At 56.6% G+C, this 19,800-nt stretch carries 14 protein-coding genes; 12 read left to right on the top strand and 2 right to left on the bottom strand.

The window, feature by feature from the left end; all coding sequences use genetic code 11:
- Nucleotides 1-793 precede the first annotated feature (793 nt).
- The 5 genes from DFO48_RS03995 (at nucleotide 794) to DFO48_RS03975 (ending at nucleotide 8,354) form a co-directional block, all read left to right on the top strand.
- The gene (locus tag DFO48_RS03995; RefSeq protein ID WP_114862583.1) at nucleotides 794-1,615 is read left to right on the top strand and encodes a fimbrial protein TcfA; all 822 of its coding nucleotides are present in this window, start codon (nucleotides 794-796) and stop codon (nucleotides 1,613-1,615) included.
- A 3-nt stretch (nucleotides 1,616-1,618) separates the two neighbouring features.
- Complete coding sequence (gene cblA / locus DFO48_RS03990) at nucleotides 1,619-2,122, top strand: cable pilus major pilin CblA (protein WP_114862582.1); 504 nt, start codon at nucleotides 1,619-1,621, stop codon at nucleotides 2,120-2,122.
- 78 nt (nucleotides 2,123-2,200) lie between these two features.
- Entirely contained in the window at nucleotides 2,201-4,906 is a 2,706-nt protein-coding gene (locus DFO48_RS03985) for a TcfC E-set like domain-containing protein (RefSeq protein ID WP_114862581.1), read from the top strand.
- Nucleotides 4,907-4,978: 72 nt separating this feature from the next.
- Nucleotides 4,979-6,154 carry a CfaE/CblD family pilus tip adhesin gene (locus DFO48_RS03980; RefSeq protein WP_114862580.1) on the top strand — a complete coding sequence of 392 codons (1,176 nt, stop codon included), beginning with the start codon at nucleotides 4,979-4,981 and terminating at the stop codon, nucleotides 6,152-6,154.
- A 55-nt stretch (nucleotides 6,155-6,209) separates the two neighbouring features.
- Nucleotides 6,210-8,354, top strand: coding sequence for an ATP-binding protein (locus DFO48_RS03975; RefSeq protein ID WP_114862579.1), 2,145 nt, complete (start codon nucleotides 6,210-6,212; stop codon nucleotides 8,352-8,354).
- 45 nt (nucleotides 8,355-8,399) lie between these two features.
- On the opposite strand, the gene DFO48_RS03970 is transcribed toward DFO48_RS03975, so the two are convergent.
- Nucleotides 8,400-10,931 (bottom strand): ATP-binding protein, encoded by a 2,532-nt coding sequence (locus DFO48_RS03970; RefSeq protein WP_114862707.1) that lies wholly within the window; start codon nucleotides 10,929-10,931, stop codon nucleotides 8,400-8,402.
- 386 nt (nucleotides 10,932-11,317) lie between these two features.
- On the opposite strand from DFO48_RS03970, the gene DFO48_RS03965 reads away from it, so the two are divergent.
- On the top strand, nucleotides 11,318-12,040 hold the full coding sequence (locus DFO48_RS03965; protein WP_370449554.1) for a response regulator: 723 nt from the start codon (nucleotides 11,318-11,320) through the stop codon (nucleotides 12,038-12,040).
- 158 nt (nucleotides 12,041-12,198) lie between these two features.
- On the opposite strand, the gene DFO48_RS03960 is transcribed toward DFO48_RS03965, so the two are convergent.
- Nucleotides 12,199-13,077, bottom strand: coding sequence for an EAL domain-containing protein (locus tag DFO48_RS03960; protein ID WP_114862578.1), 879 nt, complete (start codon nucleotides 13,075-13,077; stop codon nucleotides 12,199-12,201).
- A 581-nt stretch (nucleotides 13,078-13,658) separates the two neighbouring features.
- On the opposite strand from DFO48_RS03960, the gene DFO48_RS03950 reads away from it, so the two are divergent.
- The 6 genes from DFO48_RS03950 to DFO48_RS03925 all read left to right on the top strand — a co-directional run bounded on the left by DFO48_RS03950 (nucleotide 13,659) and on the right by DFO48_RS03925 (nucleotide 19,776).
- On the top strand, nucleotides 13,659-14,552 hold the full coding sequence (locus DFO48_RS03950; protein ID WP_003054942.1) for a ParA family protein: 894 nt from the start codon (nucleotides 13,659-13,661) through the stop codon (nucleotides 14,550-14,552).
- 15 nt (nucleotides 14,553-14,567) lie between these two features.
- Nucleotides 14,568-16,256, top strand: a complete 1,689-nt coding sequence (locus tag DFO48_RS03945; RefSeq protein WP_230630075.1) for a hypothetical protein — start codon at nucleotides 14,568-14,570, stop codon at nucleotides 16,254-16,256.
- A gap of 16 nt (nucleotides 16,257-16,272) precedes the next feature.
- Entirely contained in the window at nucleotides 16,273-16,896 is a 624-nt protein-coding gene (locus DFO48_RS03940) for an STY4526/YPO1902 family pathogenicity island replication protein (protein ID WP_003054944.1), read from the top strand.
- Nucleotides 16,897-16,945: 49 nt separating this feature from the next.
- Nucleotides 16,946-17,392: a hypothetical protein gene (locus tag DFO48_RS03935; RefSeq protein WP_003054945.1), complete on the top strand. Its 447-nt coding sequence runs from the start codon at nucleotides 16,946-16,948 to the stop codon at nucleotides 17,390-17,392.
- Between the two features lie 12 nt (nucleotides 17,393-17,404).
- A complete protein-coding gene (locus DFO48_RS03930) occupies nucleotides 17,405-19,162 on the top strand; it encodes a hypothetical protein (RefSeq protein ID WP_003054947.1) in 1,758 nt (585 codons plus the stop codon).
- Nucleotides 19,163-19,323: 161 nt separating this feature from the next.
- Nucleotides 19,324-19,776 carry a hypothetical protein gene (locus tag DFO48_RS03925; protein WP_003054949.1) on the top strand — a complete coding sequence of 151 codons (453 nt, stop codon included), beginning with the start codon at nucleotides 19,324-19,326 and terminating at the stop codon, nucleotides 19,774-19,776.
- Nucleotides 19,777-19,800: the final 24 nt, after the last annotated feature.

The raw sequence follows: 19,800 nt of genomic DNA, 5'->3' as shown, positions 1-19,800 counted from the left end.
TGCGCATTAACCTTTGGCCAAAGCAAGCACCAGTCTGAGCAGACTAACGCTTGAAACCACCTTGGATATCGACGTCAATCTTCCAGTATGGGTAGCCGATCTGCTTGATCTGATCAATTGAAGTCACACTGCGTAAGGCAACCTAATACAAGCATAGTAATGCAAATGCCTCACAATCAAGCCTTTGAAAACTCAAGCATTCTTTGGCATCGACAAGAGGTTTTAAATATTAAATCATTCGGCTTTAAATTAAGCCGTCCCAAAATACTTAACTGCTCTTGAGAAATTGGATAAATGGCAGGACTTGCCATTAAGCAAAACGAATATCACCGTCAAAGCACGTTGACCTACCGCTGCATGAGCTCGCCGCGCACCATGGAGCCGTGGATTGAACAATCTGGAAGCATCGGGTTGTGCACATCACCCGACCCGCAGCCAGATTTCACGGCCCTTCTGCCAACTATGCTTGGCGGCAGTTGCGGCCCGCTACGGCCAAGCGTCCTCCAATCGTGTACCACTTTGCCTCCCATATGAGAAGTTGCCTGGCCAGCAGGTGACTGCAGCTTCGCCAGCACTCCAACTGAGCAAATCGCACGATTTCGGGATTTTTAGTCCAATTCTTATAGACCTGATTCGCTCCCTTAGTAAAAATCCAATCTAGATATTACATAGCAACAAGCATTGCATCGTAATGGTTGGCCCATTTACTGAGTCGTATATGCCATCTAGGTAAACGCCAAATTCATTTTGACCTATGAATGCATGAACGATTCTGGATTTTTATCAAGGAGTTATGCAGATCATATTTGAAGATAAATACCGTATTGCAGCGGCATTAATCGCCACGATCACAACGTCACTTGTTTCCCCGATCGCCAGCGCAAACATGATGGTCTATCCAATGGGGACCTCCATCGGGGCTGGCAGTGGGCCAGCCGCGGAGCTGCGCATCTATTCGAAATCCGAATCGACGCAATACGTGAAGGTGACTGCGAAGCGCGTAATAGACCCGGCAACAGATCACGAGCGCGAGGAGACCAGCATGAACTCCGGCGACGACGCGGTCGTGATCTCGCCAGCGAAGTTCGCATTGCCTGCTGGCGGCACGCGGCTCGTGCGGGTGATTTCGCTGGGCGTACCTCAGAAGGAGGTGCTGTATCGCATCTACATGGAACCGGTGGCGTCGCTCTCTGAAGACCATTCCGCAGTGAACGATGAGGTGTCCGGCAAAGTCAACTTCACCATCTCGTGGGCACCGCTCGTTCGTGTACTGCCCAAGACGCCCGTTCCCGATTTCGAGGTGTCGAACGGACTTCTGACCAACACCGGCAATGTTCGGATCGGCCTTGTTGACGCCGGTGCCTGTCAGACCGAGACAGAAGACTCTTCATGCCAGTGGAAGAAATTTGAACGCAGCGTCTATCCAGACCAGCAGTTCAGGATGGACGGACTGGATTCCGCACCTTATGTGCGAATCCGATATCGAGTCGAGGGAATGTCAGATGTACAGCAGAAGGTTGTACGTACGGCTCCCATCAACGCGATAGACGCGCCGAGCGCTAACAACGAAACCCAACCGGGTCCCACCAATTTATCAACCAACCATAAGGACTAACCAATGTTGAAATTCGTCCCGATCGCTGCCGCTGCCCTGATGGCCATGTCGGCTCATGCTGTTCAAAAGGACATCACCGTCACTGCGACCGTCGACACGACACTCGAAATGTTGTCGGCGGACGGCTCTCCACTGCCGACAACCATGCGGATGCAATATCTGCCGGGCAGCGGTCTCCAGCCAGCTGTAGTGAACACGAAGATCTTCACGAACGATACGGCTAGGGATGTGCAGATTCGCCTCGCGAGTTCGCCGTCCCTGACGAACCAGACGAACCCTAGCGCGGATGACGTCGCGCTGACGGTTAAGTTGGGTGGCAATGAGCTGACCACGACAGCGTCAACGCTGACGGCCGCGACAACCTTCCCCGGTACCGTGGCAGAGGGTTCGGTCGTGCTGCCGCTGTCGATCGCTCAGACGACTGTCGCACCCATCACAGCGTCCGGCAGCTATCAGGGTCTCGTTAGCCTAGTCCTCACGCAGGCAGCGGCAGCGGTAACACCCTAAGCCTCTTCGCAGTAAAGACGGGCGCGTCTTAGCGGCGCGCCTTTTTTGTAGTCCTTTGCAATAAGTTCCTGTGCCTGCATGGTTCCATTCGACCTCAAGAAAACCGTTGTCGCATGCCTGGGCGCGCTAAGCATGATGGGCCTCGCGGCGTCCTCTGCCTACCCCGCTTCGACTGTGCCGCCGGGCTTCGAGGACATCATGACGGGGCACGACGAACGTATCAACGTCAATTTTCTAGGCAAGTCGCTTGGCTTGTTTCGCGTCTTTGTGACGCCGGACGCCGTTCGATTCGAGAATCCTGCGCCCCTGCTGCACGCGCTCGGTCCGCAGATCGATCCAGCAGCAGACATGTCGCTGATCGGCGACGCGCTGTCGACAATGATGCCCCGCAACGGCAACCTCGCTTGCGCCGGACAGGCGGGCGTGAACGGCTGCGGGTATGTCGACACGGACAGCGCTGCGGTGATCTATGACGAAAGCGATGGGAACATCGAGCTGTTCCTCTCGCGTGACTGGGTGAGCACTCAACAGCGCGATCAGCGCTTTCGTGAACCGTCGCCGATGACAGAAAACGCGCTGATCCATCAGCAGACGATCAATTTTTCGGGCGGGCGCGACTACAAAAGCCTGTCCTTGTCGGGCACGGGTGCGCTCGGCCTTACGCCGAAAAGCTTCGTCGGTGGAAACTGGGGCTTTACCCATGCGGACTATTCGCGCGGATCGAACAGCGAATTCCTGCTCCGGGATCTCTATTACCGTCACGATCTCGGCACCGAGCATTATGCGCAGGCCGGCCGCATGGACAATCGCAACCTCGCGAGCGCGCTAGGTGGCAACTTCGGCTTCACGATGCTGCCTGTCGGCACGCTGGACGGTGTACGTGTCGGAACGACGCTCGCCTATGTGAAGCCGGAAATTGCTCAGCAAGGCACGCCTGTAACTCTGCTGCTGCCGCGCGACTCGCGCATCGATGCGTACCGTGGACAAGAGCTGCTCGGGACGGTCTACATGAAGGCCGGCGTCAACGCGCTCGATACGTCGCGCTTTCCGGAAGGTACGTATCCGCTGACGCTGCGCGTGTTCGAAAATGGCGTGCAGGCGCGCACGCAGACGACTCCATTCACAAAGACGGGCGGTGGTGTCAATTCGCGCACGCGGCAATGGTTTGCGCAGGCTGGCCGCACGTCCGACCGAAATGCTTCGGACAGCATGGCAACAGCTGCCGGCGTGCGCATTCCGCTCTTGCGCGCAATGGCGCTGACAAGCGGCATTGCGAGCATCGGCCGGCATGTGTACAACGAAACGGCACTTGAGTGGCGCCATGCATTTCCGCAGGGGGTGTTATCCGCCGGCGGTTCGCTCTTTGTCGGGAACGACGGCTCGCGCGGCAACACGCAACAGATTTCGTTCGTCAATGGCTTGTCGTGGAGCGTATATCGCTACCAAATGCGCGGAGCGGCGTGCAGCGGCTCGGCGGCGTCATATCGTGACATCGGTTGCTACGACATGCTGAACGCGAACGTGTCGTTTCCGCTCAAAAACTGGTCGGCGATGCTGGGTTACACCTACAACAAGAGCGTCGGGCGGTCACCTTTCCAACTAACTGACGCGTCGCAGCGACCATGGGCGACGCCCATTGTCCATCAAGGCAACCAGGTGTCCCGCGCGTTTCAGGTAGCGCTTTCGCGATCGATGACGTGGCGCAAGATCAGCGCGAACCTGAGGATTGGCTTGTACGCGAATCGCAACGCAGTGGCGCGCAACGACTATGGTGGCTACGTCGGCGTGACGCTTTCGAGGGCTGAGCCCGCGATGCAGACGCGGCGTGCGTCCGCCTACACATCGGCGGGCGTTGACGTTCGCTCGAATCGCGACAGCACGAAAACTCGTTACACGCTCGACCGAAACTGGAACTGGCAGGGTGATAGCTACCGGGAGCTCGCGCTCGGTCTGTCGGGCGACGGCATCGACAGTCTGACCGGTGCGATACAGGGACGCTGGAAGGGGCGCTACGGTGACGTCGCCGGGACGGTTGCGAACAGCTACAGCCGCGATAACGGCGGCAACAATCCGTCTGTGACGGCAAGCTATTCGTCGTCGTTCGCCGTGGCGCGGCAGGGCGTTTTTCTCGGCGCTTCCGCGTCACAGTCGGATCCGCTCGCGGGCTTCGCCGTGCAAGTGGGAAAGCGCGACGATGCGAGTGGCATGGCGGCCGAGCTCAGCAGTGATTCGGGTACGCGAATCAAAGTGGGCTTTGGGCAACGCGCATTGCTGCCGGTGTCGGCCTTTACGCCGGTGACAACCGAAGTGAGCGACGCAGGTGCGCACTCGGCTCCTGGAACGACGAGCGTTACCGAGGGGCTCGGCAAGCGCACGCTGTTCATGGTGCCCGGGCAACTTGCGCTGCGCAACGTCGATGCGAAGGTCAGCTACACCTATGTCGGGCAGGCTTTCTCGAAGAACGGGATGCCGCTGTCGGACGGCGTCATTCTCAATGGCTCGATGCCGTTGATCGACAGCCAGGGCGGCTTCGTTGCAGAAATGGAGCACAGGGAAAGCGAACTCTTCGTCGTCGACGGTCCTACCCTGATGCGTTGCCCGCTGCAGGTCAAGCGTCAGCAGGATGTGTTGATGATGGTGGGCAAGGTGCACTGCGAAATGGCCGACCCGGACGAGCTGCCGGAGTCGCTACGCAAGCAGGCCCGCGTGCGCAAGCTGCTGGAGCGCCGTTACGCGAATGTGATGCACGAGCGAGCCGCAGGCGCGACCGCCTCGTCTCGATGACACACAACGTGCGCTTGCCTACACAGTGTGCCTCCACTGTCAACCACAACATATACGAAAACTGTCATCAATATGTTTCAGATCATTCGAACTCGCTGCTTGGCAACCATCCTCGCCGCCACAGCAGGAGTGCTCCCAGTAGATGCGTCGGCGCTAATGGAGCAGCCAGTAGGGCGCGCCGTTACGGTGCAAACCACATACGATCGTGGCGCTCCGGTGGGCGATGTCATCATCTTCGACCGGGCATCGGGGGGCTACGATACGGACGACCCTCTCAAATGGGGAAAGAACACGTGGACTTGCGATTCTCTCAACGATATGACGACCGGTGCATGTCCGTCCGAGCCGGTATGGCTGTGGTCACCAACCGGAAGCTCGACCGACATCAAGCTGTTGTTCAAGGAAGAAAAGAGCGGCGCGACGGCAGTACTGACTCTTCAGGGTTCAAGTGCATTGGAGCTTCATCGAACTTGCTCGGGCGCTATCATTCCCGGAGGAATCCTTGGGAGTAAACAAAGTCCGATAGAACAAGTGAGGACGTTGACCCTTGAGAATTGCCCCTCCGTCATCTACTTTGACGGGCGTGCACTCTTCGTCAGGATTCCCGCCGCTGAGTTGAAGAAACTCCCGTCGGGCGGAACCTGGAAGGCGAACCTGCGACTCAATCTGCGATCCTGGCACGACAGCAGCGCACCGGTGTTCGCGGTGTTCCGTGCAGAGATCAAGCTCGATGTCACCGACAAGGGCAACATACAGATCTATCTTCCGGAGTTCGCGACCGCTACGCCCGTCGTCGACCTCAAACTGCGAGCGCTGCCGAATGGCAGCAGGTTGTCGGGGACGTCGAACGTCGACTTGTGCCTGTACGACGGTTACAACTCGCAAAGCACCTGGTTCGATATATCGGCGAGCGACGGTCTCACCGTCAACCGCCGTGACAAGGGCCAGTATTCGGTCCTGCTCGACACGGACAAGAGCGGCAGCTACGAATCACGCATCGATTACGCGCTCAGCCTGACGTATGCGGGCAAGAAGATTGCACTGCCTAACAACGAGAAGGTGCGGCTTCAGGGCGTGAACAACAGTGCCGGTCGCTTGGTCTCGCTGCCGGGAATTTCGGTGCCGGTCGTCTGCACGCCAGCGCCATTGACACTCGACACACCGGAATTTCAGTCGGTCTGGAAGCGTCCTGGCAACTACAGCAACAAGCTGACGATCACGTTTACGCCGTCATCCGCCAATCTCTAGCGCGCTAGGCGCCCGCTGCCGGGCGTCGGGTGCTTCTATACCCAGCGAATCAATCATGGAAGCTACGTCCTTCGCACATCTTCCGGTGTCGCGCATGTTTCGTCAGGTGTTGACGACCATGCTGCTGACCCTTTCGGTCGGCACGGGCACAGCGAACGTCAGAGGAAAGGCGATCCTCACTGACGAGGAACTTGGCTGGATTCGCAATCATCCGGTCGTCCATATCGCAGTCGAGGCAAACTGGCGCCCGATCGAATACATGCACAACGGTGAGCATGCGGGCCTCGTTGCAGGTTACCTGGGTACTATCTCGAAGATGACCGGTCTCACGTTCCGGACCGTGCCTGGCACGGAATGGGGTCACGCGTACGAGGCGCTCGCGTCCGGCAAGGTCGATTTGCTGCCGGGCGTCTGGCGCGAACTGGTGCCCGAACGCACCGGCGCCGGTGCTCGGGTCAGCGCGCCTTACCTGGTCGGCCGACTGACCGTCGTGACGCGCAACAACTCCTCAATGATCTTCGGCCTGCAGCGGCTGAAAGGCCAGCGCGTTGCCATAAAGGGACAAGGAGCGGTCGAATACTTCGTCCGTCACAGCGGCGTGCCGCTCGACGTGCGGACGTTCGACACCGAGGAGCTCGCACTAGCTGCAGTTGCAAACGGCGACGCCGACGCCGCGCTTGGTGTCGACGTCACGATCCTGCCGATCATGCGTCGGCAATTCATTGGCCAGATTTACATGTCCGGCATGCTGGCCGATCGCCCGGTGTCGCTTGCAATGCTCACCCGCGCCGATTTGCCGATTCTCGCATCAATCATCGACAAGTCACTCGCTGCCATGACGGTCAGCGAGACGGCCGGCATCACACGAGACTCGATCGAGCTGGGCGACTACGGCAAGCCGTCGTTCCGCTCGATCCTGCGTTATCGTGCACCAGTGGTACTGGCGACCGTAGTCACGTTGCTGACGTTCGCGGTGCTTGTATACCTGATGTGGAAATCCCGTGCAGCAGCCATCCGCAGCAAGCGCGACAAGGCGATGTTCCTTGCCTTTGTCAGTCACGAGATACGCACGCCGATGCAGACGGTCCTGTCGTCACTCGAGCTCCTGCAGCGTTCGCAGCTCCCTGTGCAGCAGGCCTGCCGTGTGCATGCGGCCGCGTCGGCTTCCGAAACGCTGCTGACGTTGCTCGACGATATCCTTGACTATTCCCGCCTGGAGACACGCAGGGTCACTCTGTTGCCCCAAACGGTCAAACTCGATGCGTGGGCCCGTCAAACAGTCGACATGGTGCGATGGAGGGCGGAGAGAAAAGCACTGGCGTTGCAGCTCGATGTGCCGGAGCTGCCGTCGATGCTCGTGCGGATTGACCCGGTTCGTGTGCGCCAGATTGTGCTGAATCTGCTTGTCAACGCGATCAATTTCACAGCGAGCGGGGCCGTTACGTTGCACGTGGGTTATCACGCCGCCCGTCATGGACGCCTCGGCTCCTTGATTCTAGAAGTGCGCGACACGGGCATCGGCATCGGGCCCGATCGCGTCGACCGAGTCTTCGAACCATACTGGCAAGCAGATCGTGAGCCCCTGCAAGGCATTGGCGGCAGCGGGCTCGGGCTCGCGATCTGCCGCGAGCTCGTCGAGTTGATGCGTGGCTCGATCACGGTCAAAAGCACGCCGTATGTAGAAACCGTATTCACGGTGAAATTGCCAGCTCCGGCAGAGCAGGGGGTGTTCCAGACGCCGCCAGTCACGGCTGCGCCGACACTGGAGCGCGCAACAGCCGGGCCGGTGCACCGCGGTGCAGCACGCATCCTGATCGTCGACGATCATGACGCAGTCAGGACCGCACTGCAGGATCAGTGCGATGCACTTGGCTGCGTCGGGGTGATTGCAGGCACGGGAAAAGACGCATTGCGCTACCTCGCACAGGACCGGATCGACATGGTGTTGCTCGATCGCAATCTACCCGATATCGACGGCTATGCACTCGCGCGGACGATCCGCCAGGAAGAGGCCGCCCGCAAGACCCGGCGGGTTCCGATCATCGCGATTTCGGCTGAGTCTGGCGAGGCGCATCGCGAACAGTGCTTCGATAGCGGCATGGATGACGTGCTTGGAAAACCGTTGCGGCTCGAAATGCTTCGCAACGCGATCGCGACGTGGTGCCTGATCGATGCTTTCGACGCATCGGACGCGTCATAGGATTTCGACATTTCCCCGAGGCTGATATCCGGTCATCTCGGCGGTCTATGCATCAGGGGCGGCCGACTTTCGCTCGGTGGCGTCCAACCCGGCCATGTCGGCGCGATGCAGACGCAACAGTTCGTCAGCTAGAGCATGGATGCTTGACGGCATGATGCCGGATGTAGCCTCAAGCAGGCGCTCGAGTTCGGCTGCCAGTTCGCTCGTCGCTGCATGGCCTGCAATCGCTGTGGCACCCTTGATACGGTGCGACGCATGACGTGCACGATTAGTGTCGCCATTCGACAATGCGGCGCCAAGCGCTGCCAGATCGGCATCTACGCTTCGCCGAAAGACCGCCCAGAAGTCTGCTTTCGGCGCTCGCATGTCTCCGGCCGCTGGTGCGCTCTCATTCATGAAGGCGAACGGACACCACAGGTCGATCATTTGGCGCAGTTCCTCGAGCCTGAGCGGCTTGCACAGTACGCCATCCATGCCGTTGTCGAAGCACCGTTCTCGATGTGCGTCGCCGCTCGACGCAGAGATCGCGATGATGGGCGTGTGCGACCGCTGCTGAAGTCGTTCGTCGTTGCGCATACGTTGCACGACCGTATAGCCGTCGATATCGGGCAGGTCGCAATCGAGCAGCACCATGTCGAACTTGGCCCGCGCGAAATGCGCGAGTGCCTGCTCGCCGTTGTCGGCAACGGTCGAGCGGCACGCGAGCGCGTCAAGTTGGTGCTGGATCGCGTGTTGAACGGCCTCGTGGTCGTCGACGACCAGGACCATCGGTCCGTTGTCGCTCGGCTGCGGGTAGGCCTTCACCGGCGCTTGCGCTGCCACAGGCAGCGATGGGCCAGACTGCGTGTCGCGCGTGTCGGTCATGCCTGCAGCCGGCGCATGTGCGATGCGTGGCGCCGGCAGAATCACGGTGAAGACCGTGCCGTTGTCTGGGCTGCTACTGACGGTAATCACACCTTTCATCAGATCGACCAGTTCGCGGCAGATCGACAACCCCAATCCGCTTCCACTGACACGGCGAGTACTCGAGTGCTCGACACGCTGATAGGGCTCGAAAATGTGGCGCTGGCGCTCGGGCGCAATGCCGATGCCGGTATCGCAGACCTCAATCACGAGTGATCCGGCACGGCCCTGTTTACCGTCGAGGTAGTCGACACGCAGCGTAATCGAACCGGCCGATGTGAACTTGATGGCGTTGACAAGCAGATTCAGCACGATCTGCTGCGTGCGCATCGGATCGATCAGCAAGCACAGCCCTGGCGGACAGGCGAGCTCGAGCGCGAGGCCCAGTTTCTTCTCGTCGACCCTCCAGCGCACCATATCGGCACTTCGTTGTACCCAGGGTTCGACATATGTAGGCTCGGGTGCGAGCACCACGTTGCGTGATTCTAGGCGCGAGTATTCGAGAAGGTCGTCGAGCAATGCCAGCAGTGATTCCGACGCAGCCACAGCCGCGTCCGCGCGACCTGCCTGCTTTGGCGGCAGCTTCGCGCGTTGCAGCAACTCCAGCGAAGACAGGATCGTGTGCATCGGTGTGCGGATCTCGTGGCTTATAAATGCGAAAAACATCGCCTTGTCCTGCTCGCTGCGCACGGCCGCGACGCGCGAGCGCCAGGCAGCGAATGCGATTGCTATCAGCGCGAGCAGGCCGGCTCCAGCTGCCGCTACCTGCCAGCGTCGGTAGTAAAGGATCGATTGAAGCGACGGTTTGCCGTAGTCGGTCGACTCGATCCATTGATGCACGACCTGCTCGGCGTCGCGCGCCGGGATCGAGGCGAGGGACTTATCGAGAATCGAGGCGAGCACCGGCAGGTCGCTGCGCGTCGCAATAGAGAGAGCGTACGGAGTGTCCGGTAGCCCTCCGGACACGAACAGCTTGTCGCGGTATTGACGCTGCACGAGCGGCAGCATCGACACGTCCGGGCCGATAGCGGCATCGGCGTTGCCTTCGGCGACCGCCGCAAGTGCATCCCGATCATCGTCGTAGGTCAATAAAATGACGGGGATGTCGCCATGGCGAATCGCGTCTTCAATTGCACCTCCGCCCTTGATGGCAATGCGCCGGCCGGCGAGATTACGGGCGTCGACTAACAGGTTCAGACGCTCTGACGACACGACAAACACTGTGCCGACGAAATAGGGGCGGCTGAAGATGAGGCTGTCGCGGACTGAGGCCGGGGTGGAACCTGCATGGATACCTGAGCTGGTATCGGGATGAGGCACCTTCCATGCATCAAGCGCGTTGCGCCAGGTCAGATCTGGAGCGATGTCGATCCTGCCGGAGCGCAACGCCTCCGCCGAGTTGTGCCAGGTGACATCGTCGACATACTCGAAACGCAACCCGCTAATCCGCGAGATTGCCTCTAGAAATGACGGAACGACACCGACGATCTTGCCATTTTGTCGAAATTCGAACGGAGGCCAGCTTGGATCGACACGAGTCCGAACTACGGGATGCGTAGCGATCCATGCCTGTTCCTCCGGCGTAAACTGAGGCCTTCCGTTTGCCCACCCTAGCGCCGGCGTCAGCCCGAACACCAGACAGATTAGGATCGAGCGTCCATTCAAATTAAACATGCTTACGTACTTCCACCACAGGCTCGGTCGAGCTGTAATGAATCGGCCGCATTGCTTGAGCGGCTGCGATAATGTCGATCCGGCATAGTGGTGCATATCTACAGCAGTATCGCTCGTCTGAATCTGGTTCAAGTCGAGAGACGAGCCTGCAATCATAGGCCGTGCATCGCAAGCGCAACGCCGCCAGGCGCATAGCATCCTTTGTGCAGCCCTAAGTTATCTGAAGCTGCTCGGACGCGAGTGATAGGCGCGAACCTCCGACCGGTTTAGGTGGAGGACATATAAATTATCTTGAAAGGCTGTGGTCTGATTCCGATGCTCATCCGCATTGCTAGCTGCTTATGATGACTAAAGATGATCCAGCCATTCAAAGCCATTTCGCAAAAATGAAAGGGTTAGCAATGAGGCCAGAACACCGGGTGATCCGGGTCGTGATCCTGGACGACCATGCCGTAGTCCAGCATGGGATCTCCAGTTATCTGGCAGAGAGCAACGACATGGAGGTGGTGGCGAGCTTCGGGAAATCGCGTGACTTAATTTGCTGGCTCCAGGCGAATCGAGCAGACGTTGTGTTGCTTGACTACACACTAGGTCCCGGCGAGATCGACGGCCTCAATCTGGTCAAGCTGATCAGTACACGTTTCCCGGAATGCAAGATCCTGATGACGTCGAGTAGCGATACGCCTGCGACCGTCAACATGACAATGCGTGCGGGCGCGCTCGGTTTTTTCGGCAAGAGCGAAAATCTCAGCAAACTCGCAGATGCAATCGTCGTCGTCGCGAGCGGCCGTCCGTACATCAGCGCAGAGTTGTCCGGTAAGCTCATGTCCAGCGCAATGCCGGACCCTCGCATTGCGAGAAAAAAAGTCATGAGCGCCGAGAATACATCGGCCTCCGACTCCAGCCTATCTGCGATCTCTAGCTTAAGTCCGCGCGAGCATGAAGTGCTGCGCTGCTATCTCGCGGGCATGTCCGTGTCCGACATCGCGGCGAAATTCGCTCGCAGCTCTAAGACGATTAGCACGCAAAAGCAATCGGCACTTCGAAAGCTTGGTATCCGCAACGATGCCGAGCTATTTGCATCTCGCAAACTGCTAGAGGAGCACTGAGTGTACAACCCTTGTGATTTCGAGCGTGGCAGGAATGGTTGACTCGAACGACTGCCGTATCGAAATCTGAGGGGGAAGTGCTCGGCCACCTGTCTGGTGCGCCCACTGTCGCGGCAAGGTCAGTCCTTGAGCACCACCGGTGTGCTCTTTCGTAGCTTTCAAACAACTGCAAGGGGAGGGCAGCAGGCACTCCGATCGATCTGGTGCAGCCGATTATCTAGTGCAGAGCGCAGACAAGGCTGAGGTCTCGCGTAGCCATAGCCTTGCGCCATAACAGGCTTCTGCGTTTCAATCCAAGCTCGTTGGTCCATCGACTCGATCCCTTCCACGACCGCCGCGACGCCAAGATCTGAAAGCAAACCGATCATGCCGCCAAGAATAGGCCTCGTTCTTGACTCCAGTGAGCCTCGGTTCACGAGCTCACCGCTGATTTTGACGACATCTATCTTGAGGTTGGCCAGATCGCTTAAGGTCCATGCGCCGCTGCCAAAGTCGTCAATGGCAACACGCGCTCCCAGCCGCTGCAGCCTCTCAATGTCTTGCTGCAGCTCGGCTTGATCAACTATCGGCTCGCACTCGAGCAATTCAATCAAAATCAGCGATGGATTGATACGATGTCTTAAAGATGACCAGCGGATCAACGTTTCAAGCCTTGGGTCATGAAGTTGGGACGGCAAAACATTGAATGACACGAACTGCAGCTCGGCGCCATTTCCAGGGACGCCTGCAGAGGAGGTGGTCATCGAGGCGCTGAGTTGTCGGCACACTTCATTAATGACAAACGCTGTGGTTGCCCATGCGGCGTCGGGTTTCATTAGCGCTTTAGCGAAGGCTCCAGGCAAGAGCTGACCGAACTCCGGATGTTGCCAGCGCAATAGAGCTTCGGCCCCCACCGTGCGGCCAGAGTGGACGTCAATGATCGGTTGGAACGCCACCGAAAACTCACCGGCCAAGACGCCGGCGCAAATTCGATCAACAAGTCGGCTCGTGCCAGATAGCGTTGCAACTTCAACGCTCATGGCGCAGTCGTCCTTCATGATTACTCCTTTTTTGCGGAGGTGGCTTTGCTTTCTGCTCGCACCCCGCGCCTACGACGGGCTCCTATCGCAGCTCGGCCTAAGAAGGCCTGCCTATATTCATAAGCTAGCTTTCAAGGGCACAGTCAAAGTCCGATGGATCACCAGAAACTGGCTGCTAGCGCTTCTGGCAAAAGTCAGAAGCCATCGTTGCTGCGACTCACTTGCCTGTTGACTTTCAGTATCGTTAAGGAACTGCGCGGGATAAATCAGAACAGTCTGAAAATTTCGTGAACGGCCAAAGGCATTGACGGTGCTCAGCAGCATGAGCAAGTTCGATCCGATCGACTCAATCGCGTTCTCACGGCTCAGTTGAAGCATTCCTTAAAAATCAGATGCGATGTATATTTTCTGACACTTTTTTAAGCTGGAAGTCAAGGCTTTTTGCCTGATATTCAACAAAAGGTTACGAAATAACCATCGATCAAGGGTGGCTTCTGAGGGCCACTGCGGCCTAAGTTTGGGTCGCAACGGCCTACCAATGCGCGAGCGAACTTCAGCTCCCGTTGAATGGATCAACAACCATTCAACGAGGACTTTCAATGTTCATCATCACTGTTCTGGCTTCTAAGGGCGGAGTCGGCAAGACAACTACAGCTGCGAATCTGGGCGGCCTGCTGCACGACATCGGCTTTAGGACGCTGCTGATCGACGGCGATATTCAGCCGTCGCTCTCACGCTATTACCAGCTGCGCTATGCGGCACCTTTTGGGCTCACGCAGTTGGTGCAGTCTGGTGCACTGACCCCGGACTGCATCTCGCATTGCCAACTGCCACCGACTTCCTATCAAGGCAAGCTTGAGAAGGCACCTAAGAGCGAGGGCGGTTGCCTGCATATCGTTCGCTCTGACGCCAAGGACTCGTCTTTGCAGGTCTGGATGGCCAATCGCAATCCAGTGAGCATGCAGTTCAGCTTCAAGAATCCCTTGAAGCACCCTGCAATCGCTAGCGCATATGACGTGGTGATTATTGATACCCAAGGTGCTGTGGGTCATCTGCAAGATGCTGCAGTGGTTGCTGCTGATCTGCTTCTTGTGCCTGCAACGCCAGACATGATCTCTGCTCGCGAGTTCATCGCAAATGTGAAGGCACTCATTGAACGCCACGATAGCGTGTCTAGCATGGGCTTGAAGATGCCTCAGATGAAGGCATTTCTCAATAAAAGCCAGAAGACTAGCGATAGCAAGGAAATGTCCGCAATGATTCGCGAAAGCTTTATTGAGCTGAGCGGAAAAATCACGATGCTGGATACCGATGTTCCCGATGCAACGGCTTGGAAAAAAGCGGCCAGTGCCGGAGTTCCAGTGCATTGGGTTGATCCAGTGAAAGCTTCCAACACGCTTCATTCCCTTCTTTGGGAAATTGTGCCCAGCGTGTCGGAGATGTACGCATCTAACCACCCCCAATATCTCGATCTGAACGCACCCTCCAATTAATTTTAGGAGGAAAGCATGCGTACACCTGAAACCATGACTGCTCGCGAACGGGCAGCCTCGCTAAACCTAACTACGTCCCCTGGAAATAAGCAAGGGACGTCAGCTATGACTGCACCAGATAAACCAAAGCTCACTCCAAATCAAGCACGTCTTGAGGCGGCTAAAGCAGCTCTTCATCGAGACTCTGAAAGATCAACTACCAGTTTTGATCCGATGGATGAGATTGATGGCTCCATCATCGTCTTGGATGTTTTTGATATTGATGAATATTCGCTGAATCCTCGCAAGAAAGCTAATTCCCAGCGGGCGGAAATCAAAGCGAGTATGAAGGTCGATGGCATCACCAACATGTTCTCGGTTACGCGTCGAAACCCCACGGAGAAGTATTTTCCATATGGTGGCGGAAATACTCGTGTGGAGATCGCAAAAGAGCTGGTGAATGAAGGCGTCGAGAAACTGCGGCGCATCCATGTCGTTACTCGAAAGTGGCCTGGCGAGGCTGCTGTCATTGCCGCGCACTTGAGCGAAAACGACAATCGAAGTGATATTTCGTTCTGGGAGCGAGCTCAGGGCGTGATGAATTACAAGCGTGAAATTGAGAAGGAGACTGCTAAATCATTCTCCGCCACCGAACTTAATAAAGCACTTAAAGAGGTTGGATTGAGCTATGGCGTGAGGATGGTTCAAAACTTCATCTTCGCTGTCGAAAATCTCGCGTTGATTGGTAATTGGCTTCAAACGTCTGACGTGAATATAAATATTCGTCCTACCGTTTCAGCACTTCACGAAATGGCATCTAAGTTTGATAAGCGTGATGAGGTCAAAAACTCCATCGAGGAAATCTTCTTGATGCACGCGACCGATCTTGAGGCCATGGAGCAAGCGAACTCCGAGGCCGATCCTGCAAGCCGGACAGAGGTCAAGTTGGATGTTCAATCGCTGCTCACCCAGATCCAGTCTGTATCCTCGAAGCACTTTGGTATTGCCGCCGACCATATCGAGTCAGTCGTCCAGTCCTATCTCCAGGACCCGAAGCTTTCTGTTGAGGACATGCGCTCGATAGAGAGCGAGAACAAGAAGGTGCAACAGCAAGCCAAGCAGGCGCCACTGTCGGGAATGCTTGGCGGCGTGTCGGCGGCTGCATCGCCTAGCAGTAAAAGAGCCACCACAAAGGCCGATCGGCAAGGGGCGGGTGCTGGCCCAGCAGACAAGCTGGCAGCGTTTTCCGCACGGCTATCGCAGAATCTTGTGGATCTGAATGCTGTCGTACCGTTGTCGGACTTCGTGAAGCCAATGCCGGCATTGCCATACGGGTTCTTGGTGGATATTCCAGAACGTATGTCGTATTTGGGCGATCAAAAGCTCTCCGAAGAACTCGAAACTCTGCGTGTGTATCTCTGGCCATTTCTTGCAACGCAAACCGGGCAGTGCAACGCAAACCTACTCTCGAAATGCGACCCAGAAAGCCGCTGGGTAAAGGCTATTCAGGCTGGCGTTGATACGTTCCGTCAGGAGTGCACAGATAGAGCAATTCTGTGCGGGAAGAATGGGCAGCTTTATGTCACTTCTGACCATTATGGGTATCTCTTCGGCAATGCGGCGGTTGCTAGATGCTTGTCTGCACTGATGCAAACACTCGCTGAATTTAATATCGCCGTGCAAGAGGATAGCCGCGAAGCCTATAAACCGTTATTTACGGAATAAACACGTTAGTTAAGCAATGACAGATCATATTGTTCCCGTCGATATTCACACGAATCCGCAGTTAAATTTTCTGCTGCTGACGGAGGTAATTCGTGCTATCGAAACCGAGGTTGGAATAGATCAGTTATTGCAGATGGGTTGCGATGCCGAACTGATTGACCAACTTCGGCATCGCAAGACTCGCGATATTCTGGATATTTCTACTAAGTTAACGAGGGTTAAACTCGTATTTTCTCCTGGCGAACTCCGGCAGCAACTGGAAGGCCTGGACCGACAACGGCAAGACGATGCACTTTGCGAATATTTTGTGCGTAATGGCGCATCGCGTGCACTGATTACCCGGCTTTTTAAGCGCTCCGCAGACGATATTCGTAGGATGCGTGAATTGGTTGGTGGAAGCGTCACCGGTGGTAGGGCCAAATTACCCAAGAAGTTTGATGTTCGGGATCAGATTCATCAAGCTTGGGCCGAAATTACCAGCCAATCGGCGCCTGGGAAATCTCTACGTGATTGGATTTTCGAGCTGCATTCTCGTTTTGCGGAGTACACCATCGACTCGCTTTATTCAACACTCAAAGAGTTTGAAGACGAGGATAGCCTGGCTCTTCCAAGGAGAAATGCTTTCCCGGTCGGAAAATAAATCAGCCGTAGGACGTTCTATTTACAACCATTATCGATATAGCTTGAACATGAAGAACACCAAGAATTTATCCGCCCAGCTGTCGAATAGTGATAGTGAATTTCTGAAGTCCGCACTGTTTCTGGAACTCATCGGCCAAGAGCCCATCACCATCAATCGCGCATTCGTGGATCTCACTGGTAACGTCTTGAGCGCACTCTGGCTTACCTATGCGATGGAGCGGGAACGTCGCAGCGAGTCGGAGGATTTTTTCGAAATCCTTATGTCATCGTCATGCTGCACCAAGGACACCGGCATAACGAGGGCACAGCAGCAAACCTGCCGCAAGACCCTCGTGGACTTGGGCATCCTGCATGAGCAAGCTGGTCAGGGCCGCATCATTACCTATCGGATCTCGAAGCGGCGCTTGCTTGAGCTTTTGCAGCAGCAAGCCATGCCCTTGGCCAGCGCAATGCGCAGTGCAGCGACAACCTCCGTAGCCGCAGCTGCGCACTGATGGAGCTTGTCAGTGCGCGGCTCTCTTTCACTCGCAGCAATTCCAACAGTTCGTTATGAACTGCCGGAGGATGCGCCGATCCACCAGGGTGCCGAGCAAATTTTTCTGCATCTGGACGATCGAGGTTTCGTTCCATTTCATCCGGTGCTGGCTGAAAAATTCGGCCACAAAGCCGCCATCTTCGTGGGCATGGCGCTCTACTGGACGCGCCACAGTCTCCGCAACCATCCCGAGCGCGGTGGCTGGTTCTTTATGTCCTTGCAGCAGTGGAAGTCGGCCATTGGGCTGACCCGCACCGAGCAAGCCAGTGTGCGCGAGCTGCTGATGGGCGAGGGCGTTCTCGAAGAGATGCTCGTTGGGCGTCCTGCGGTGCTGAACTACCGCCTGAACGTACCTGCACTCGCCAAGGCACTGGCCATGCGCGGCAAGGGGCAGAAACTTACGTGGGACTTGGCAAGTAGCTGGTTCAAGGGCTGCAAGGTCTACTACAAGCCCCTGGCTGATGTGGCTGGAAGCATCGCAGGCGGGCTGTACTTGGCCTATCTGCTGCAGCGGCACCGGGAGTGTCTGAAGCTAGGCCAGCTCACCGATGGCGCTATCCCGGTCAGCCAGGATGAAATCTCAACAGCGCTTGTGCTCGGTCCGAAGGTCCAGCGCAATGCTCGGGAGCGGCTGAAGAAGGCTGGATTCATTAACGAGGTCGGCATCGGCGGAGCGTTGGTCCGCATTAACTTCGACGCCATTCTGCTGTGCCTGCGTGGGCAAAGCATCAAGCCTTTGCCTCGCAAGGCTGACGCGGACAAGGCTACTCCTGCGGCGTCAACGAAGGCTGCACCGTCAAATAGCGCTCCAGCCACGAACCAGACGCTGGACCTGTCCGGCCTTTCATTCGCGTTCTCGCAAGCGACGCTTGGACTGTCCGCGACCCCTCCTGCTCCCCGCCCGCGCGATCTCTTGCTGTCTTTTTTGAACGACGATCTGGTGCCTCACAAACCTGTCGAAATCCGACAAGCTGGAGCTACTTCTTCGATCAGTGAGCAGCCCGCCAAGTCGGAGCAAATCTCCAATGCCAGCAAGGAGTTAGCGAAGAGCTTTAGCGATAAGGGTAGCGAGGGTGGAGCGAAGGAATCGTTTGCCGTTTCCTGCAAACAAGAGCCTGACTCTTTGGACGAAACCTGCAGGCTTGATCTGCCGTTTCCCGCAATCAATATTCAAAGGACTTCTATTCAATCCACTACTACTTCGCCGGTGAACACCAGCAGCACGGCTGACGTTCAGGCAGGTGAGGGTGGTAAGTCTTCGAGTTCGGACAAGCTGAACGCCGGACTTGCCTCTGGCCTCATCTTCCCCACCTGGATTGAGAAGTCACTGCACGCGTCCCTCTCCAAGGTGCTGGCCAAGTTTCCCCTTGAGCAACAACAGCAAGCGTTGGACGAGATGGAAGGTGCGAACCGGCGATTTCATAAAGTGAAGTCGCCAGTGGCCTGGCTAAACAGTGTGGTGAAGAAATATAGAGACGGCGAATGCATCTGGGCGTATGCCCCCGTCATCGCTGCAGAGCGCATTGAGTTAGCCAAACAGGCCGATGCTCAACAGGCCCAGAAAGAAGCATCGCTGAAAGCTTTTCACGAAGGATCGGCCAACGCCGTCGCCAATCCAGTGCGAGTGGCGGTCGAAGGCAATGGGCCTTTGGGCAAAGAAGCGGCGCGTGCCAAGTTGCTTGCTCTTCGCAATGAGCGGGCAGCGAAGGTCGGAATGGCGAAGAAATGAGCTGACTTCCGAATAACCCGAGATGGGCCATATGGCACTCAGTGCCAAGTAGCTCGAAATGAACCACACGGCACTTAGTGCCATGTGGCTCGAAATGAACCACGCGGCACTTAGTGCCATGTAGCTCGAAATGAGCCACAGCAATTTTCAAGAGAAGCAATATGAGCTATCAGAAATCAGGGAACGATCTATTTATTCAGCTCGTTCAGCAATTCAGAAGCTACACGGATGCTGCGGTTCTTTGGGTCTTACTCAAAGAGCGGGGGGATATTGGAGAGATCGCCATTACGTCTGGGTCGATCACTGAAGTCGAACTGTGCCGAACCATTCCATTACCCACCGTAAAACGAACTCTCCAGCGGTTGCAAGAGACCGGATTTATTAATGTCCGCGTGCAGAAGAACACGAAAACGCTGGTGACCGTGAATCGCGATGCGGTACTCGATTTGCTAAGACAGCCCATTGCCGAGCGGCTGCCATCAGTTAGTAAGAAGCACTTTCCATTTATCGACGGTTGGAATGAAGACATCGCTAAAGAAGCTGCGCAAGTGGCAATAGAGAACGCCAGTGCCGACGAGGGCGGGAAGTCGGGAGAAGTCCCGGACGCTGGATAGACGAAGTATTTAATTTAAGGAGAA

Origin of the sequence: Comamonas sp. AG1104 (assembly GCF_003350425.1) — a bacterium.
In the GTDB taxonomy this organism is placed as follows: Bacteria; Pseudomonadota; Gammaproteobacteria; order Burkholderiales; family Burkholderiaceae_C; genus Comamonas; species Comamonas testosteroni.
Note: the sequence above shows the minus strand (reverse complement) of the source record. Positions and strands in the feature narration are given on the sequence as shown.

Bases quoted from the DNA above. Each gene is read 5' to 3' on its own strand.
- DFO48_RS03965 (WP_370449554.1), top strand. From the start codon at position 11,318: ATGAAAGGGTTAGCAATGAGGCCAGAACACCGGGTGATCCGGGTCGTG.
- DFO48_RS03935 (WP_003054945.1), top strand. From the start codon at position 16,946: ATGAAGAACACCAAGAATTTATCCGCCCAGCTGTCGAATAGTGATAGT.
- DFO48_RS03985 (WP_114862581.1), top strand. From the start codon at position 2,201: ATGGTTCCATTCGACCTCAAGAAAACCGTTGTCGCATGCCTGGGCGCG.
- DFO48_RS03950 (WP_003054942.1), top strand. From the start codon at position 13,659: ATGTTCATCATCACTGTTCTGGCTTCTAAGGGCGGAGTCGGCAAGACA.
- cblA (WP_114862582.1), top strand. From the start codon at position 1,619: ATGTTGAAATTCGTCCCGATCGCTGCCGCTGCCCTGATGGCCATGTCG.
- DFO48_RS03925 (WP_003054949.1), top strand. From the start codon at position 19,324: ATGAGCTATCAGAAATCAGGGAACGATCTATTTATTCAGCTCGTTCAG.
- DFO48_RS03970 (WP_114862707.1), bottom strand. From the start codon at position 10,931: ATGTTTAATTTGAATGGACGCTCGATCCTAATCTGTCTGGTGTTCGGG.
- DFO48_RS03945 (WP_230630075.1), top strand. From the start codon at position 14,568: ATGCGTACACCTGAAACCATGACTGCTCGCGAACGGGCAGCCTCGCTA.
- DFO48_RS03940 (WP_003054944.1), top strand. From the start codon at position 16,273: ATGACAGATCATATTGTTCCCGTCGATATTCACACGAATCCGCAGTTA.
- DFO48_RS03995 (WP_114862583.1), top strand. From the start codon at position 794: ATGCAGATCATATTTGAAGATAAATACCGTATTGCAGCGGCATTAATC.
- DFO48_RS03980 (WP_114862580.1), top strand. From the start codon at position 4,979: ATGTTTCAGATCATTCGAACTCGCTGCTTGGCAACCATCCTCGCCGCC.
- DFO48_RS03975 (WP_114862579.1), top strand. From the start codon at position 6,210: ATGGAAGCTACGTCCTTCGCACATCTTCCGGTGTCGCGCATGTTTCGT.
- DFO48_RS03960 (WP_114862578.1), bottom strand. From the start codon at position 13,077: ATGAAGGACGACTGCGCCATGAGCGTTGAAGTTGCAACGCTATCTGGC.